We start from the raw sequence: 16,266 nt of genomic DNA on the forward strand, positions 1-16,266 counted from the left end.
ATTAACCCTGCTACCGTCATTTTGTTGGGAGTTTTCATTGCGCTATATATTTCCGAAGATCAGCTACTTTACGCTGACTTTATTGCTGACTCTGTATTTTACCTTTGTGGTTAACTTACCTATTTTGTTGCATTTTTACCGCATCTTAAATGCACTGCCCGCATACAATCTGGCTTTCGCCCTGAGCATACCGGTCGCGCTGTTTGCCGCACTGAACTTTGTGTTCACCCCTTTCAGTTTTCGCCCGTTGCTTAAGCCATTCTTCATTATCGTGCTCCCGGTCAGTGCCCTCGCCAGTTTCGCGATGATGACCTTCCAGGTCGTTTTCGATCGCGGCATGATCGAGAATATCCTCGAGACGCAATCTGCTGAAGCATCCTCATACCTGAATCTGAAAGTGGTGCTGTGGTTTGTCTTCACCGGCGTTTTGCCCGCGATTTTGCTTTTCCTGACACCGGTCAGCTATGAAAAAACACTGCTGCGCCGTCTGGGAGTACGCCTGGTGTCAATGGTGATTTCATTGCTGGTCGTTGCTTCCATTGCCGGCGTTTTTTACAAAGATTATGCTTCCGTTGGCCGTAACAACCGCACTCTGAATCTGGAAATCGTACCGACCAACTATCTTTACAGTGCGTTCCAGTACATGAATCACCGTTACTTCACACCGAAAATGCCGTTCCGGACTCTTGGTAATGATGCAAAACTGGTACAACAACCGGGGCAAAAACCCAATCTGGTGTTCCTGGTGATCGGGGAAACAGCACGGGCGCAAAATCAGTCGTATGAGGGATACGCCAAACCAACCAATCAGTACACGCAAGCCATTCCGGACGTGGTGTACTTTACGAAGATGACGTCATGCGGTACGGCAACGGCAATTTCTGTGCCGTGCATGTTCTCAAACATGAAACGCACCAGTTACGACGCCAACCGCGCCCGTAACAGTGAAGGTTTGCTGGATATTCTGCATAAGGCCGGCGTTTCAGTATTCTGGAAAGACAATGACGAAGGCTGTAAAGGGGTCTGCGACCGTGTGCCGAATGTCACCATTAATACCCAAAAAGACGGTAAATATTGTGATGGTGATACCTGCTACGACATGGCACTGATGCAGAATATTGATGATGACATCAAGGCTGACGGCAAAAATACGCTGATTAGCTTACATCTGATCGGCAGCCACGGCCCGACATATTACAAACGCTATCCTCAGGAATTCCGCAAGTTCATGCCTGACTGCCCGCGCAGCGACATTGAAAACTGTTCACAAGAACAACTGGTGAATACCTACGATAATACGCTGCTTTACACGGATTACATGGTGTCGCAGGTGATTGAAAAAGCGAAGCAGTATCAGGATAAGTACAATGTGGCCGTAATTTATCTTTCCGACCATGGTGAATCCTTGGGTGAAAATGGCCTGTATCTGCACGGTACGCCTTACAGCGTGGCACCGGCGCAACAGACCCATGTGCCGATGCTATTCTGGCTGTCTGATGGCTATGTCAAAGCGCAGGGAATAGATATGCAATGCCTGAAATCCAATGCTGCGAACAAAGACGTTTCGCAGGATAACCTGTTCCACACCGTGCTGAGCGCGATGAACGTACAGACTTCAGAACGTGACCCACAACTGGATATTCTGGCGGCCTGCCGCCCATCTCAGAAGTAGTCACGCCCGCAGCTGAAAGGGTTTGCTGCCAGAATGTTATGGCAGCAAACCGCACTCTGTCAGAATGCTTGTTGCCAGTGCGCTGACCGTTTTATCGAACTGCTCAGATTGATTATCCATCACCATATACAGTGCCGTTTGCCGCACCGTTCTGGTTGTTAATTCAAGACGGCGAAGCAAACCGCTCTCCAGCGTTTTCTCCACACTTTCCAGCGGCAGCCAGCCGTATCCTACGCCCACCATAATCGCTTCCATCGCGGCCCCGACAGTAGTGAAGGTCCAGCTGGCACGGGGGCCGGATGGTGCATTTTCATTACGCGGCGAGTGCCGGTCGGCCACGCTGATCAGCGGGAAGCGTGCCAGGTCCTCTGCGGTCAGCGGAACAGCGAGGCTCATCAGCGGATGATCGTTTTTCGCCACCGGGACAAAATCCACGTCCAGCAGAAAGCGTCCCTGTATGGCATTTTCCGGTGCCAGCGTGGTGATGTATAAATCAGCAGACCGTTCGTTTAATTGCTCCAGGCTTTCTCCGCGCAAAATTTCCGTCAGGTGCACCCGGGTATCGGGAAATTGTTGTTGAAAACTTTTAAGTGCGCGAAACAACCGGTATTTCGGAAAGACGCTGTCGACCACCAGGCTCAGTTCGGTGCGTGTTCCGCCTTTCAGCCCGGCAGCGCGGTGCTCAAGCTGCAAAAAGGCTGAAATAAGCGGCATTGCCTGCGTCAGCAACGCCCGTCCCTGCCCGGTCAGGGTCGCTTTACGACCCTGAATTTCCAGCAACGGCAGGCCAAGCCGTTCCTGCAATCCGCTCAGCGCATAACTGACAGAAGACTGGCTGCGGTTCAGCACCCGCGCTGCCTGCGCGTAACTCCCCTGTTCAATGACCGTCTGCAACACCACCCACTGCTCAAGAGTGGTTCGTGGAAGTGCCATGCTTTTTTCCTTCGGAGAAATTTATCGGAATTTTAGATGCTTTTTATCAGAAAAGAGCGTTTTTTTATCAATTTTTTAGCGTGTACTCTCTCTCTATCGAAACAGCACTGACATACGGCGCACTAATAAGGAAAATTATTATGAGCAGCTTTGATAAACACGACCTGAGCAATTTCATCGGCAAACACGTGGTTTACACCTATGACAATGGCTGGAATTATGAAATCTATGTGAAAAATGCCGGAACGCTGGATTACCGCATTCATAGCGGGCTGGTTGGCAACCGCTGGGTGAAAGATCAGCAAGCTTATATCGTGCGTGTGGCTTCTGATGTGTACAAAATTTCCTGGACAGAGCCGACCGGTACCGATGTCAGCCTGATAGTCAACCTGGGTGACAACGTGTTCCACGGCACGATTTTCTTTCCACGCTGGATCATGAACAATCCGGAAAAAACCGTTTGCTTCCAGAACGAACATATTCCGCTGATGAATTCATATCGCGATGCCGGCCCGGCTTATCCGACGGAAGTCATTGATGAATTCGCGACCATAACTTTCGTCCGCGACTGCGGCGCCGACAATAACGGGGTGATCGACTGCCCGGCCAGCGAGTTACCGGCTAACTTCCCGGACAATCTGCGTTAATCACTAAACTACAGACATAAAAAACCACAGTCCGTAAGGGCTGTGGTTTTTTATGAACAGGTCAGGGATACAGGCCGTCAGCGTGCCAGCGTTTTCAGCAGCGTCGCATTGAATTTTTCCGGTTCTTCCATCTGCGGTGCGTGTCCAAGGCCTTTAAACTCGATCAGTTTCGCGTGCGGAATAAGCTTCGCAACCTGTTTGCCCAGCACGTTGTAATGGCCGATTTTGGCTTTCACCGCAGGCGGGGCAATATCGCTGCCAATGGCTGTGGTGTCAGCCGTGCCAATTATCAGGGTGGTGGGTACGCGGAGATTTTTGAATTCGTAAAAGACCGGCTGAGTGAAAATCATGTCGTAAATCAGCGCTGAGTTCCATGCTACCAGCTTGTGCCCCGGACCGTTATTCAGGCCTGCCAGCATATCGACCCAGCGGTCATATTCCGGTTTCCATTTATTCACGTAATACGTTTTTAATTCGTACTGTTTAATGCTGTCCGCTGAGGTTTTCAGTTCGCGATCATACCACTGATCGACCGTACGATAGGGGACGCCTTTGGCTTTCCAGTCTTCCAGACCAATTGGGTTCACGAGCACCAGTTTCGACACTTCCGGCGCATACATCAGGCTGTAACGTGTCGCCAGCATGCCGCCAGTCGAATGCCCGACAATAACGGCTTTGCTGATTTTAAGGTTTTTCAACAACTCATGCGTGTTGGTCGCCAACTGCTGGAAACTGTACTGGTAATGGGAAGGCTTGGTCGATGAACAGAACCCGACCTGATCAGGCGCGATAACCCGATAGCCATGACTTACCAGAGCCGAAATAGTGTCACCCCAGGTTGCGGCACAGAAATTCTTGCCATGCATCAGCACCACAGTCTGGCCGTTTTTATGCCCGGCAGGGGCAACGTCCAGATAGCCCATTTGCAGTGGTGCACCCTGGGAACTAAAGGAAAATTGCTTCAGCGGGAACGGATAATCAAATCCCTGCAATTGCGGGCCGTAAGCGGGAGCGTCTGCCGCCATTATTGAGCCGGAGAAAGAAAAGGATAAAACAGCCGCATAAAAGAGCACTTTAAAACGGGGAAGCATCGGGTTGTCCTGGTGGCGTTCACTGAACAGACGGCGTAAAACACTATGCTACAAAATTTACGCCTTCAGAAAAACCACTTAAGACCGGCTGATTCAGTCTTTCGTTTGCAAAATGTAACGGTATGTCCGGTAAATACTCATCCTGGCCGCCGGGGGCCGGTTTTGATTTAAACTTATTACAGTTGAATCCATAACTATTCATAATATGAATTAAAAATGAGATTATCAGCACTCTCAGATTGGCCTTGTTATTTGCCTTGTGGCAGTGAATAACACCGTTATAGGTTATATTGACGGGGCGAATCGTCGCTCTCAGGCTCTCACTGGTGGTTACCCTTGACCTTAAATTGGTTAAACCGACGCTCTGTCCGGATATGCGTTTCACTGCTCGCCTTCGTTGTTGTCGCTGCACTCGGAACATGGGCAATCTCATGGCAAACATCTCAGGGATTACGACGTGATACCGCTGCAAATTTGCAACAATCCGTGAGGCTGGTGGATATGACGCTGGATAATGCCGCCATTGCAACCAGTGCCGTTGAAAATCTGATTGGCATGCCCTGTGATGCCAGGACTCTGCAAGCGCTGCGCTGGCAGGTGGCGAAAGTGCCCAATGTCCGTACGGTCAATCTTTATCACCAGGATACGATTTACTGCACTTCCCTGTTTGGCCCGCGCTCTGACACTATCTCGACCGACAAATTCGTGGGTGGCAGACTGATGCTGATGAGCGGCAACAGCGTCACGCCTAATCACCCCCTTATTGCCTATCGTCATGATGTTAACGGCAGCGGTGTGCTGGTCGGTGTCGATGGCTATTTTCTGCATAACATTCTGTCATTGCTCAGTACCCATGCTTATCTGGCGTTACAGGTTGGCGACCAGTGGATGGACAGCAACGGCATCATTCACCGCGGTGAAGACTGGCCAGCCGGCGAACGCATGGAGCTGACTTCTCAGCACTATCCTTACGCTATACGTTTAGTGATCCGCCAAAGTGATCACTGGGGTTATGTCTTCGATTACGCAACCGTCAGTCTGGTGCTATTTCCGCTGCTCAGCTTATTTATCGCGTTCATGACTTATATTCTGCTCGGTCGCGTGGGCGGCCCGACAGCTGCCCTGAAAGAGGCGCTGGAGAAAAAACAGTTCATCGCGTATTTGCAACCCGTCGTGGACGGCACTACCCATCAGGTGACGGGGGCTGAAGTCCTGATGCGCTGGCAACATCCGCAGTCAGGTCTGATCCCGCCTTATCAGTTCATTCCGCTGGCTGAAGAGAGCGGCCTGATTGTGCCCATGACTCGCCTCATCATGGCACAGGTTCGTGAGCAGTTCGGCCCGCTGGCGGCACAGTTGCCTAAAAATTTCCATTTCGGTTTCAATATCTGCGCCAGTCATTTCAAAGACCACTCACTGGCTGAAGACTGCAAAGCTTTTATTGATGCTTTTAAGGTGAACCCGATCAATCTGGTACTCGAACTGACCGAGCGTGAATTAATCGAACCGGGTGAAATCACCTACAGCCTGTTTCGCACGCTGCGCCAGATGGGCGTACTGATCGCAATGGATGACTTTGGCACCGGGCATTCCAGTCTGGCGTACCTGCAAAAATTCCATATCGATATTCTGAAAATCGATCAGAGCTTCATCGGCCGGATTGGCACCGATGCGCTGGCCGAACATATCGTCGATAATGTGATTGATCTGGCTAAACGCCTGCAAATGATCATCGTGGCGGAAGGAATTGAAACCCAGACGCAGGTGAATTATCTCGCGCCCTACCAGCTTGAATTCCTGCAAGGCTACTTTTTCGGCAAGCCCGTACCACCGGAGATTTTTATCGGGAAATGGCTTTGATTCTCAGACCGCCTGCGGCAGGTGCTATCCTCTTCAGGCAGCGGGCACTTTCGTGACTCTGTGACTAGACTAATAACGTGAGCTACGTCTTATAAGATGCGTGCGCTTTTTGCTAAAAATCCACTGGTGTGTAACATCCATACAGATTCAGTCCTGTGACAAAGCTAACTTGTTGAAGTTACTTGTATTGGAGTACTCTGGCGGAGAACACTGCTGACAATCCGATTGATCACTTTGCGAGCAAGATGATGATTAAGTGGCCGTGGAAAGCGAATGAACTGAAAATTGAGAAATCAGACGTATGGAACGATGCGCTGAATATCCCACTTTTGTCTTGCCTGAACGAAGATGAAAAATTGCGTCTGATTCAGGTTGCCAGCCAGTTGTTGCAACAAAAACGGCTGGTTCCTTTGCAAGGCGTTGACCTGACGGAGCTGATGCAGGCGCGTATCGCGCTGCTGTTTGCGCTGCCTGTCATGGAACTGGGCGCCGCCTGGCTCGACGGTTTTCACGAGATCCTGCTCTACCCTTCCCCTTTTGTGGTTGATGCTCCCTGGCAGGATGAAAACGGGCTGGTACATGCTGGTTCACAAATTCACGCCGGACAAAGCTGGGATCAGGGGCCGATTGTCCTCAACTGGCAGGACATCGAGGACTCATTCGACAATTCGGGTTTTAACCTGATCATCCACGAAGCGGCGCATAAACTGGATATGCGCAACGGCGGTGAAGTCAGTGGTATTCCGCCTATCCCGCTGCGTGAAGTAGTGTCGTGGGAGCACGATTTACACGCCGCGATGCAAAACCTGCAGGATGAAATTGATACGGTCGGTGAAGACGCTGCCAGCATGGACGCCTATGCTGCGACCGATGCTGCCGAATGTTTTGCCGTGCTATCCGAATATTTCTTCAGTGCACCAGAATTACTTTCAGAACGTTTTCCGCTGGTATACGGCCATTTTACCCGTTTTTACCAACAAGACCCGCTGGCAAGGCAGCTGCGCGGTCAGCGTTGCGATTGTTAAATCCCGTTTTGAAGGACATTTTTTCGCACTAACCTGCCCTTTTGCATCCATATTGATTAGTTGCTGAGCAGTCGGATGTTTTTAACGAATTTAGCGTTGACACTCCGGAGCCCTCTGGATATTATGCGCCCCGTTCACACGATTCCTCTGTAGTTCAGTCGGTAGAACGGCGGACTGTTAATCCGTATGTCACTGGTTCGAGTCCAGTCAGAGGAGCCAAATTTAGAGAAGCCCGCTTAAGGAAACTTAAGCGGGCTTTTTGGTTTTTTGCGTTAGGCAACTGCCGTCCGGGAGAGATGTGGGGGCTGATTGAGGGGCATTTGCGGTGCGATAATGACGTGACCACCAAAGGTGTCTTGATGACAAAAAATCCGCAGTTTTAAACCTTCTGATAAACCCTTTACAATCTGCAATTGCCACGGTCTGTATCAGCTGATCAATCCAGGCGGTTCACGTCTCTGGTATCTCAAATATCGTATCAATAGAAAATAATCTTAGCTTGGGTGCCTATCCTGACGCTTCTCTGGCCGATGCCCGTTAGCAGCGTGAAGGTATTCGCAAGTTGCTGGTGCAGAATATCAATCCCGCGCAACAGCGAATTGCTGAAAGAGTTGCTCGCTCACAGGGTAAATCCTTTCAGTCCGTGGCGTTGAGCTGGCATAAAAGCAACCGCATATGGTCAGAGAACCACGCCTTCCGTCTGCTTGCCAGCATGAACAATCATATATTCCCTGTGATTGGATACCTGCCGGTCGCAGCACGTACCCGGCAGCAAATCTGGACGGTATCATCGCCCCTCCCGTTAAACGCCACTACCCTGCCCTTCCCTTGGAACAACTACCAGAACTGTTAACCCGTATTAAGGACTACAAGCAAGGACGAGAATTAACCCGCCTGGCCGTATCACTCACCCTGTACCTTTTTATCCGTTCCAGCGAACTGCGTTTCGCCCGTTGGTCTGAGATCGATTTCAGGAACAGAATCTGGACCATTCCTGCCACTCGCGAGGCAATCCCCGGTGTCCGCTATTCCGGGCGTGGAGCGAAAATGCGCACACCGCATATCGTTCCTCTCTCCAGCCAGTCCATCACTATTCTGAAACAGATACGGGAAATATCCGGGCATCAGGAGCTGGTATTTCCGGGTGATCATAATCCGTATAAACCGATGTGCGAAAACACGCTCAACAAGGCACTGCGGCTGATGGGTTATGACACGAAAGATGAAATCTGCGGCCACGGATTTCGGGCAATGGCCTGCAGTGCCCTGATGGAGTCTGGCCGATGGGCACAGGATGCGGTTGAACGGCAGATGAGTCACCAGGAACGCAATAGCGTTCGAGCAGCTTACATCCATAAAGCGGAATATCTTGATGCCCGTAAAGCGATGATGCAGTGGTGGTCGGATTACCTGGATATGTGCCGGATAGCGTATGCTCCACCTTATATTTGTGGGAAGGAAATCAGTTGCACAATGGGATAACCCTTCTGACAAAATAAACTACAGAAATAGCCGTATCAGTCTGTACTGGTACGGCATATTTCTGGCTTTAATTCGGAGAAATTGTTAAGCCGTTTATGAGCATCTTCAACCGAATTAACCTGCGTGAATCGAAAGTGTGAGGTCCTCTTCTTATACAAAACTATTCACGGAAACGGATTAGGTCTGTTTGTAGTGGCACACTGAATTTGGCCACCTGAATAGAGGTGATATCATCACCTCACAGTCAAAACAGGTGACATTATGACCGGACGTAACAGACGCAATTTTAGCCCCGAGTTTCGCCTCGAAGCTGCCCAGCTTGTACTCGATCAGCACTACACCGTTGCCGCCGCTGCAACGGCAATGAATGTCGGCAAATCCACATATGGCAAGGCTCGCTCAAACTAGATTTATGTTATCCGCAACAAGTGATGGTTTTGACAGGAGGTGATTTTTATATTTAGCTTATTTATGAGCCAGCTACTGATAAAGGTGATCCTAGTCAGAGATCCATTTTTAGAAAAACCTGCATAGGAAGCTAAGCAGGCTTTTTGCTTTTCAGACTTCTTCACCATAAGCCATATGATTCAGATTCAAAGAATTTACTTGCTCAGCCAAAATACCTCCGGCGGGTTGTGCATCAGGAAGTTTTGGTGGGAAATATTCCAGGCATATGCCCCTGCCAGGCTGAACACCAGCCAGTCACCTACAGCCAGGGCGGCAATCGGTTGCTGGCGCGCCAGCACATCTTTTGGCGTACATAGCTGACCCACTACGGTCACGTGTTGATCCGTAATCCACGCCGCATGCTGTTCACGGCGCAGCACACTAAACGGATGGTTATGGTTCTGTGCCGCAGGTGTGCGAAAGTGATGTGTGCCGCCGCGCCCGATAGCAAACCATTCACCGAGGTTTTTCTTCACATCAAGCACTTCCATCACGTAATAACCGCAATCTGCGGCGATGTAACGTCCGCATTCAAAACGTAGCGTCCAGCCCAGGGCCTGACTGATCTGCATGACATCCGGCAGACGCTGGCAAAAGTTCGCCCAGTCAAAATGCTGTTCAGGATCAAGATAGTTGATACCTATCCCACCGCCCACGTTAATCAGATCCACGTCTAATTGCCATTCATCACACCAGTTGCGCACTTTCTCCAGATAGAGGCGAATCAGCGCCAGATGGTTATCGACATCCAACTGGTGCGACATCAGATGGAAGTGGAAGCCGCGCAGTTTAATCAAGGGGGATGCAGCTATCTCGCGCAGCGCAGCAGGCAACTCCTGCTCGTCGAGGCCAAATGGCGTCGGTTTTCCTCCCATCATCAGGCGTGTGCCGCCGATACCGTCCAGCACGATATTCATCCGCAGCAGCACCGAAACGGTTTGATTCTCGCGCAGCGCAATCGCCTGCAGTCGATGCAACTCAGTCAGGCTTTCAACGTGCAATACCTCTACGCCCAACTGCACTGCCTGTTGCAATTCGCTCTCCAGCTTGCCTGGTCCGCCGAAAATCAGCGGTTTGTCCGGCACCTGCTCACGCAGCCAGTTGAGCTCTCCCCCTGATGCTGCTTCATAACCATCAACATACTCATGCAGCGTGTGTAGCACGGGGGCTTCCGGATTCGCTTTAGCAGCATAAAATAACTCGCAGCCCGCAGGGAGTGCACTGCGCATCGCACTGATGTGCTGAGACAATGCATCAAGATCGTAAACGTAGGCACAGAAGGGTTCTGCACGCTGTTGCTGCAATTGCTGCAACGTCTTTAACACTAACGGCGTCACTGGGCGCTCCTCATCGGGTGTTGCATCATGGTGTAATCTGCATGCTTATCGGCTTTCTGCAACAGGCGGGTTTTCAGGTTGTTTTTCGACGGAATCGCACCGCCCGACAGAATGTCGGCGATCTCCGGCTGCAGTTGCCAGCGTGCCAGTTGCCCGGCCAACAGATCCCACAGCACCTGCTCCAACTGACGATCACCGTCAGCCAGACGGAATAAGACTTCGGAAAGATGGTTGATCAACAGGCAATACGCCACACGCCGCCAGCCCTGTTCACGGCTGTACCAGACCGACTGGCGTGCCCGTTCTGACATCATCGCCAGATCGCTGGCCGCCCAGTGTTCGCTTGTCAGCTTAGTGCCTTCCAGATCCCGTACCCAGACAGCTGTTGGCAGATGGTTTTCCATCGCCAGCAACACATTTTGCAGATGTGGCTCGAACACCAGACCTTCGCTAAAGAAAGCCTCCAGCACCCCTGGCAGCAAAAGTGCCAGATAGCGTTCCAGCCATAGCAGACTGGCCTGCTGTAGGGGAATCGTCTGCGCTGCGCTGAGTTGCTGAATGACGACCTGCAATGGGCTATTTCCGTGGCGGTCGAGGGCAAATAGCGCGGCAGCAAGCCACGGTTGTTCATCACCCAGGTTCTCACGGTATAAAATGCCGAAGCACTCCTGCAGATGGCGCACCTCATCCGTTTCACCCGCTTGCGCCAGCACGGAGAAGTCCAGACTGCTTGCCCCCGGTTCGCGCATGATGTGAAAGCCCGGCGTTTGTGCTTCCAGGCGGGCAAAATGACTCTCGAGTAATTCATTCAGTGCCACCGCGCTCTCCAACTCGTACCAGGCGTTTTTGCGCACGCAGTTAGTCAGGCGGACATGAATGGAACATTTCAGGTAGTACGGCAGATCGGCGCGATACAGCGTACGCACCGACGAAGTGGCAGAGAATGTCGGGCCGATCAGGCCGAGCGGTGTAATCAGCCCCGCATTGAGCGCCCGGGCGTACAATGCCGACTCGGTTATATGGGACACTTCCCATGGATGACACGGATAGCAGTGGTCGCCATTGAGCTGCTCGAGCATCGCTGTGATTGGCGCGCTGCCACGCACCTGCAACAGTGAAGGATGGATACGAAACCAGAACAAAGGGAAACGTGCGGAAACTTCGGGTGAACAGGCCAGCAACGCCTGGGGCGTCAGGCCCTGACGGCTTTTCGGGCTGGGATGCATTGGATGCCCCCACAGCAGACTCTCCTCGCTGCGGATATAACCGTGTTGCCCGGTATTTTCCGGCAAATGTTGCAAAAACAAGCTGGCTACCTGCACGCTGTTCTCAATCTGGTCCATCAGTTCCAGATCCGGCAACTGACCGGTCTGATGCACCATATCGTTGACCAGAAACGCCATCGCCTCGCTGCAACGTATGGCACGCCATGAGCGGCCAAATTGTTTGATAAAAGGCGTGCCGGTAAAATCACCACGCCCGAGCAGGCTCCAGCGTGTAGCGCGGATGGCCAACAGTGTGCCATCCGACCCTGCCAGCTCAAGCAAAACGACCTCGCCGGACACCATGCGACTTGCCAGCGATAGCGGGAGATTCCCCTGCCGCACCAGGCTGATACGTCCAGCAGGTCGGGCGAATTCACGAATATAGCAATTCAGCAGCGCTGTCAGACCAGCAAATTCCGCCTGCTCACGCTCTGGCGCGACTTTTGGCGTCAGTCGCGGGTGTTCACGAACTGCGAGTGATACGGACATAACCTGAACCTCGTAAGGATGAAAGAATAAAAATAGCGACGCCGCACAGTGCCGCTGTCGCTGACGCCAGATACGGCGTCAGCAGCGAGAAATGCACGACAAGCCAGCCCGAACTGATACCCGCAGCCACGCCAGCCCATTTACCAGCGGCATCGATTTGCCCAAACTGCCTACCCGCGTTGTGCTGGCGAATGCTGTCACTCAACATCTGATTGGCACCGCTATAGGCCAGTAATATGCCGATGCCAAAAAGGGTGCGTGCCGCCAGCAGGGTTAGCGGACCTGCGATCTGTGTATGCCACAGCGCGGCCAGCGCGATCAGCACCAACCCAGGCAGGAGGAACATGCTGCGGCCATTCAGCCGGTGCCACAGCGGCAACAACAGCAGATAGATCAGATGTGGCCAGCTGTAGAACACACCGATTAACACCTCCTGATGCAGCCAGTGCGCGGCATAGGGCAAAAAATAAGGAAAAGTGACTACCATGGCGAAATTGAACAAGAACTGCATGGTCCACAGCAGCAGCAGCAGCGGATTTTTGCCGCTGACCGCTTCCCTGAGGTGAGGGTTGGGTGAAATGGCCACGTCAGCGGGCAAGCGTAGACTGAGCAGCAATCCGCACAGCGGCAAAAAGGCTAACCCCAGCCATAGACGCTGTCCGATATGAGGCAACAGCATCAGAATGCCTCCCATCAGCGGCGGTGCACTCAACAACGCCAGACGCGCCGAGAACTGTGTCCAGTTGAGTGCTTTCGCCAGCGCATCACCGCGCATGTGCAGAGACAGATAACCGTTAGCCGCCGCCAGCGTGCCGCCGGCCAGACCTTGTAACGCAAGCGCCACAATCAGCCAGGGTAGCGAGGGGGCAATGCCAGCCAGAATAAACGCCAGCGTCAGCCCAACCAGTGCGCGCTGCAGCGACAGACGCCGACCGTAGCGATCGGCAAACCGTCCCCACCCTGCCGATGAAAGTGCCGTCATCACCGCCGGTAAGCTGAACAGCACACCGGCCCACAGACTCTGCTCGCCGATGCCAAACGCCGACAACAAACGTGGCAAATAGAGCGGCACGCCAAGTACGATGAATGCCGCGAGAAAGTGGCAAGCCAGCACCGCCATTAGCGTGCTGCGCATCAGCGATCGCCTCGCTGCAGGAAATTCGGTCCGCTCTGGCCGTAGAATTTGTTGATATCCGCCGCACCGGATGCCTGCTTACTCAGCAGGCTGCCACTCAGCATCAGGTATTTCACCGGCTGGGTTGCAGAGGCAAACAACTGCTCTCTGGCAAAGGCGGTATCAACACCTTCACTGTCCAGCCGTGCCAGGCTGTTTTCCAGCGCACTTCGCAGCGTGTCATAAGCGGCTTCACGATCGAGTAGCTTCGCCGCAGCAAGGCTCTCCAACACCGCCGCCAGGCACAGTTGTAGGGTGATAGTGATAAACATCTGCGCCAGCGAAAGATCCTCCTGCACGCAAATACGCTCATCGCGCAGTTGCTGAACACGTTCCGCCAGTTGTGGACAGGCGGCTTTGAAGCGCTGCGGGAAAATGCGCGCGGCATCATTATCTTTCATCACCAGCGTCAGCGGCTCCCCTGGCGTCAGACTCAGGACCGCGTTTTGCTGGTTGGATTCCAGTGCAATACCGTAGCGCAGCCACAACGTCAGGTGCACATCCGCTATCAGCTGGCAGTACTCGCGCCACCAACTGGCAGCATCCGGCATGCCTGGCTGCTCCAGCAGCGAAACGAGATATAGCCGTTCGTCCGGCAATGTGCTGCCGAGCGCCGCCACCGGTAACAACGTTTCGCCACTGCGCGGTGCGGCGTAGCGGCGTAGCAGGAACGCCAGTTGCTTATTTTCCGCCACATGGCCGCAGAAACGCTCATCCACGTGACGGTATTTGCCGCGCAACAGGCTGTCCTGTTCACCAATCGCCGACAGCACCTCGGCGAACCACTGCCCGTCGTACAGAGTGGACGCTTTAATCAGGCGGATGTTTTTCTGTCCGAGGGTGCGCATGCTGAGCGGCACTTTAAGGTGTTCGGTGGGATAATCCGCCAATTGAACGGTGCGTACCGACAGTGTCGGATAGACTTCAAGCCAGGCTTGCGGCGCAATGATCGCGCCGGCAGGCAGATCACTCAGATGACGCAGTGTCAGCGGATGGAGAGGAATAAGCTCATAATCCTGCTGCAGTCGGGCATCCAACCCGACCTGCTGCGGCAGTGGCCACCAGGTGGGTTTTGCCTCCGGCACGGTGAGCGACAGCTGTCCGCGCGGCAGCGCCAGCCAACGCAGGTGGAACGACGGGCAAAACTCCGGCGCGTACTGACGCAGATCGTCCTCGCTGAAGCCAAACTTCGCGCGCGCCGTGGGGTAGTATGGATGATCGAGGAAACTCGCCAACTGATCGGCATGGCGCAGACGTTCGCCCCAGTGCATCGATGTCGGTGCACGCAGCAAGGCCTCACGTTGCGTAGCAAACGCCGTGGCGCACATTTCCCCCTGTATCACGGCGGCATCAGCTTCTTCTTTATAAGTAGCGAAAAGCTGACGGGTTTCATCCTGCTGATCGGGCATCAGCACAGCCAGCCAGTCGGTATAACCGGACTGTTGCTGCCAGCCTGTTAGGGTATGCACTTCCCAGTGCGGATAAATCGCCTGCCAGCGCTGCATATAATCGCTGGCACGTACCGCTAATCGCAGCTTGTGCTGCGCCGCCTGATAAACCAGCCACTGCTGATCATCCTGTTCGGTAATGCGGCCTGTACTTACCAGACCGCCAACGTCTTCGCGCAGGCTGGCATTGATGATGCGCAGCGTGATGTAATCGTGCTGGTTCATTACGCAACCTCCCATTTCAGTGCCGCTAAAGTGCAGGCAGTGAGTTGCTCCAGTTGCGCAGTATCGCTGGCTTCAAGATAAAGGACGCCGAGGTAATCTTTATTGGAATGAGTCAGTTCAATGCGTTCGCCCTGCGCTTTTAACGGGCGATAACGTAACCCCGGTGCGGCGGCGGGCTGTGGTGCAAGCTGTAACGTGCCGCTCTGTTGCGCCACCAGATAGTGGATCAGCGCTTCCCCCCGCGCTGGTTTCACTGGCGGCAGCGGCTCACCGAGATGCAGGCACAGAATCGGCGTGAACCAGCCTTCCGGCAGCAGGCGTTCAAGCAGAAATTCGCGTCCATCACCAATGCTGCGATAGTTGATCTCCACCAGCACGGGCCCCTTATCGGTAACGATAAACTCGCTGTGACAGACGCCAAAACCGACACCAAACTGGCGCAGTTGATCTAATGCCTGCTGTTTCCAGCGCACGCTGTGCTCACCGCCCCAGCGCGCGGCCATTTCAACAAAATGTGGTGGTGGGGAGAGTTCGACATCGAAGCCACCGACCGCCACCAGCTCGTTACCGTCACCCAGCGTTTCCAACGTGAACAGCGGGCCTTGCATAAATGCTTCGACCAGCAGCGTCTGACGCGACGACAGCGACGCGAGATAGTGCTGGCAGCTGGCGAGATCGTCCAGCAAACGCACATCCATTGAAGCCACCCCCTGACCCGGCTTGATCACCACAGGCCAGGGCCAGTTGGCGTGCGGCGCTTCGTTGGGCAGCAGTTGGCTTGACCACACCGACGGCAGTCCATGCGCCTGTAACCGTTGGCGCATACGCCACTTTTCTTTCGCGGCATAGCAAATTTGCCAGTTTTTAGCTGGCAGCCCGAGCGCCGTGGCGGCAATGGCCGTGGCGGTTTGCAGGTGATCGCTATTGGAGAACAATGCGGCAGGTGTAATGCCCCACTCGGTCAGCGCATCGAGGATTGAAAGCGGGTTAAACACCTCACACTCAATCACGCAGACGTTGTCATCCAGCACCTGATTGTGTGCCATAGCGTGGTCGGTGAGCAGCACCACCGGATAACCGAGACGCTGCGCCGCAGGGATAAAGCCTTCGATCACCGCCGCGTTAACGACGTGACTAATGATTACATAGGGCTTGTGGTTGAGCATGTGCA

Annotated in this window: 11 protein-coding genes, 1 tRNA gene and 2 pseudogenes; 7 read left to right on the forward strand and 7 right to left on the reverse strand. The window is 53.3% G+C overall.

All coding sequences use genetic code 11. The annotated features are described in order from the left end of the window. Nucleotides 1–37 precede the first annotated feature (37 nt). Complete coding sequence (locus J1781_RS13420) at nt 38–1,672, forward strand: phosphoethanolamine transferase (RefSeq protein WP_217137814.1); 1,635 nt, start codon at nt 38–40, stop codon at nt 1,670–1,672. A gap of 36 nt (nt 1,673–1,708) precedes the next feature. Here the strand turns inward: J1781_RS13420 and J1781_RS13425 are convergent, their stop codons facing one another. Further along, nucleotides 1,709–2,605: a LysR family transcriptional regulator gene (locus J1781_RS13425; protein ID WP_217233733.1), complete on the reverse strand. Its 897-nt coding sequence runs from the start codon at nt 2,603–2,605 to the stop codon at nt 1,709–1,711. A 137-nt stretch (nt 2,606–2,742) separates the two neighbouring features. Here J1781_RS13425 and J1781_RS13430 point away from each other — a divergent pair, with 137 nt between their 5' ends. Further along, a complete protein-coding gene (locus tag J1781_RS13430) occupies nt 2,743–3,252 on the forward strand; it encodes a phenolic acid decarboxylase (protein WP_217159088.1) in 510 nt (169 codons plus the stop codon). Between the two features lie 77 nt (nt 3,253–3,329). On the opposite strand, the gene J1781_RS13435 is transcribed toward J1781_RS13430, so the two are convergent. After that, nucleotides 3,330–4,343, reverse strand: coding sequence for an alpha/beta fold hydrolase (locus J1781_RS13435; protein ID WP_217137813.1), 1,014 nt, complete (start codon nt 4,341–4,343; stop codon nt 3,330–3,332). Nucleotides 4,344–4,679: 336 nt separating this feature from the next. On the opposite strand from J1781_RS13435, the gene J1781_RS13440 reads away from it, so the two are divergent. From J1781_RS13440 to J1781_RS13460, 5 genes and pseudogenes are all read left to right on the forward strand, one after another. After that, entirely contained in the window at nt 4,680–6,203 is a 1,524-nt protein-coding gene (locus tag J1781_RS13440; protein WP_217159074.1) for an EAL domain-containing protein, read from the forward strand. Between the two features lie 248 nt (nt 6,204–6,451). Beyond that, on the forward strand, nt 6,452–7,228 hold the full coding sequence (gene mtfA / locus J1781_RS13445; RefSeq protein ID WP_129952102.1) for a DgsA anti-repressor MtfA: 777 nt from the start codon (nt 6,452–6,454) through the stop codon (nt 7,226–7,228). A gap of 143 nt (nt 7,229–7,371) precedes the next feature. Then, nucleotides 7,372–7,447 (forward strand) — tRNA-Asn (locus tag J1781_RS13450). Between the two features lie 150 nt (nt 7,448–7,597). Further along, a pseudogene (locus J1781_RS13455) lies at nt 7,598–8,710 on the forward strand (tyrosine-type recombinase/integrase). A 261-nt stretch (nt 8,711–8,971) separates the two neighbouring features. Further along, nucleotides 8,972–9,103, forward strand: a pseudogene (locus tag J1781_RS13460) (transposase); the annotation flags it as partial. A 209-nt stretch (nt 9,104–9,312) separates the two neighbouring features. On the opposite strand, the gene J1781_RS13465 reads toward J1781_RS13460, so the two are convergent. The 5 genes from J1781_RS13465 to J1781_RS13485 are packed head-to-tail and all read right to left on the reverse strand — an operon-like array spanning nt 9,313 to nt 16,261. Next, complete coding sequence (locus J1781_RS13465; protein WP_217233734.1) at nt 9,313–10,494, reverse strand: type III PLP-dependent enzyme; 1,182 nt, start codon at nt 10,492–10,494, stop codon at nt 9,313–9,315. Next, the gene (locus J1781_RS13470; protein WP_217233735.1) at nt 10,491–12,248 is read right to left on the reverse strand and encodes an IucA/IucC family protein; all 1,758 of its coding nucleotides are present in this window, start codon (nt 12,246–12,248) and stop codon (nt 10,491–10,493) included. Before J1781_RS13470 ends, J1781_RS13465 begins: the two co-directional genes overlap by 4 nt. Continuing rightward, entirely contained in the window at nt 12,223–13,383 is a 1,161-nt protein-coding gene (locus tag J1781_RS13475) for an MFS transporter (protein ID WP_217233736.1), read from the reverse strand. Before J1781_RS13475 ends, J1781_RS13470 begins: the two co-directional genes overlap by 26 nt. Next, on the reverse strand, nt 13,383–15,095 hold the full coding sequence (locus J1781_RS13480) for an IucA/IucC family protein (protein ID WP_217233737.1): 1,713 nt from the start codon (nt 15,093–15,095) through the stop codon (nt 13,383–13,385). The genes J1781_RS13475 and J1781_RS13480 overlap by 1 nt, the downstream gene beginning before the upstream one ends. Continuing rightward, a complete protein-coding gene (locus tag J1781_RS13485; protein ID WP_217157432.1) occupies nt 15,095–16,261 on the reverse strand; it encodes an ATP-grasp domain-containing protein in 1,167 nt (388 codons plus the stop codon). The genes J1781_RS13480 and J1781_RS13485 overlap by 1 nt, the downstream gene beginning before the upstream one ends. Between the last annotated feature and the right edge of the window lie 5 nt (nt 16,262–16,266).

The sequence above is a fragment of the Rahnella perminowiae genome (assembly GCF_019049695.1).
Taxonomy (GTDB): domain Bacteria; phylum Pseudomonadota; class Gammaproteobacteria; order Enterobacterales; family Enterobacteriaceae; genus Rahnella; species Rahnella perminowiae.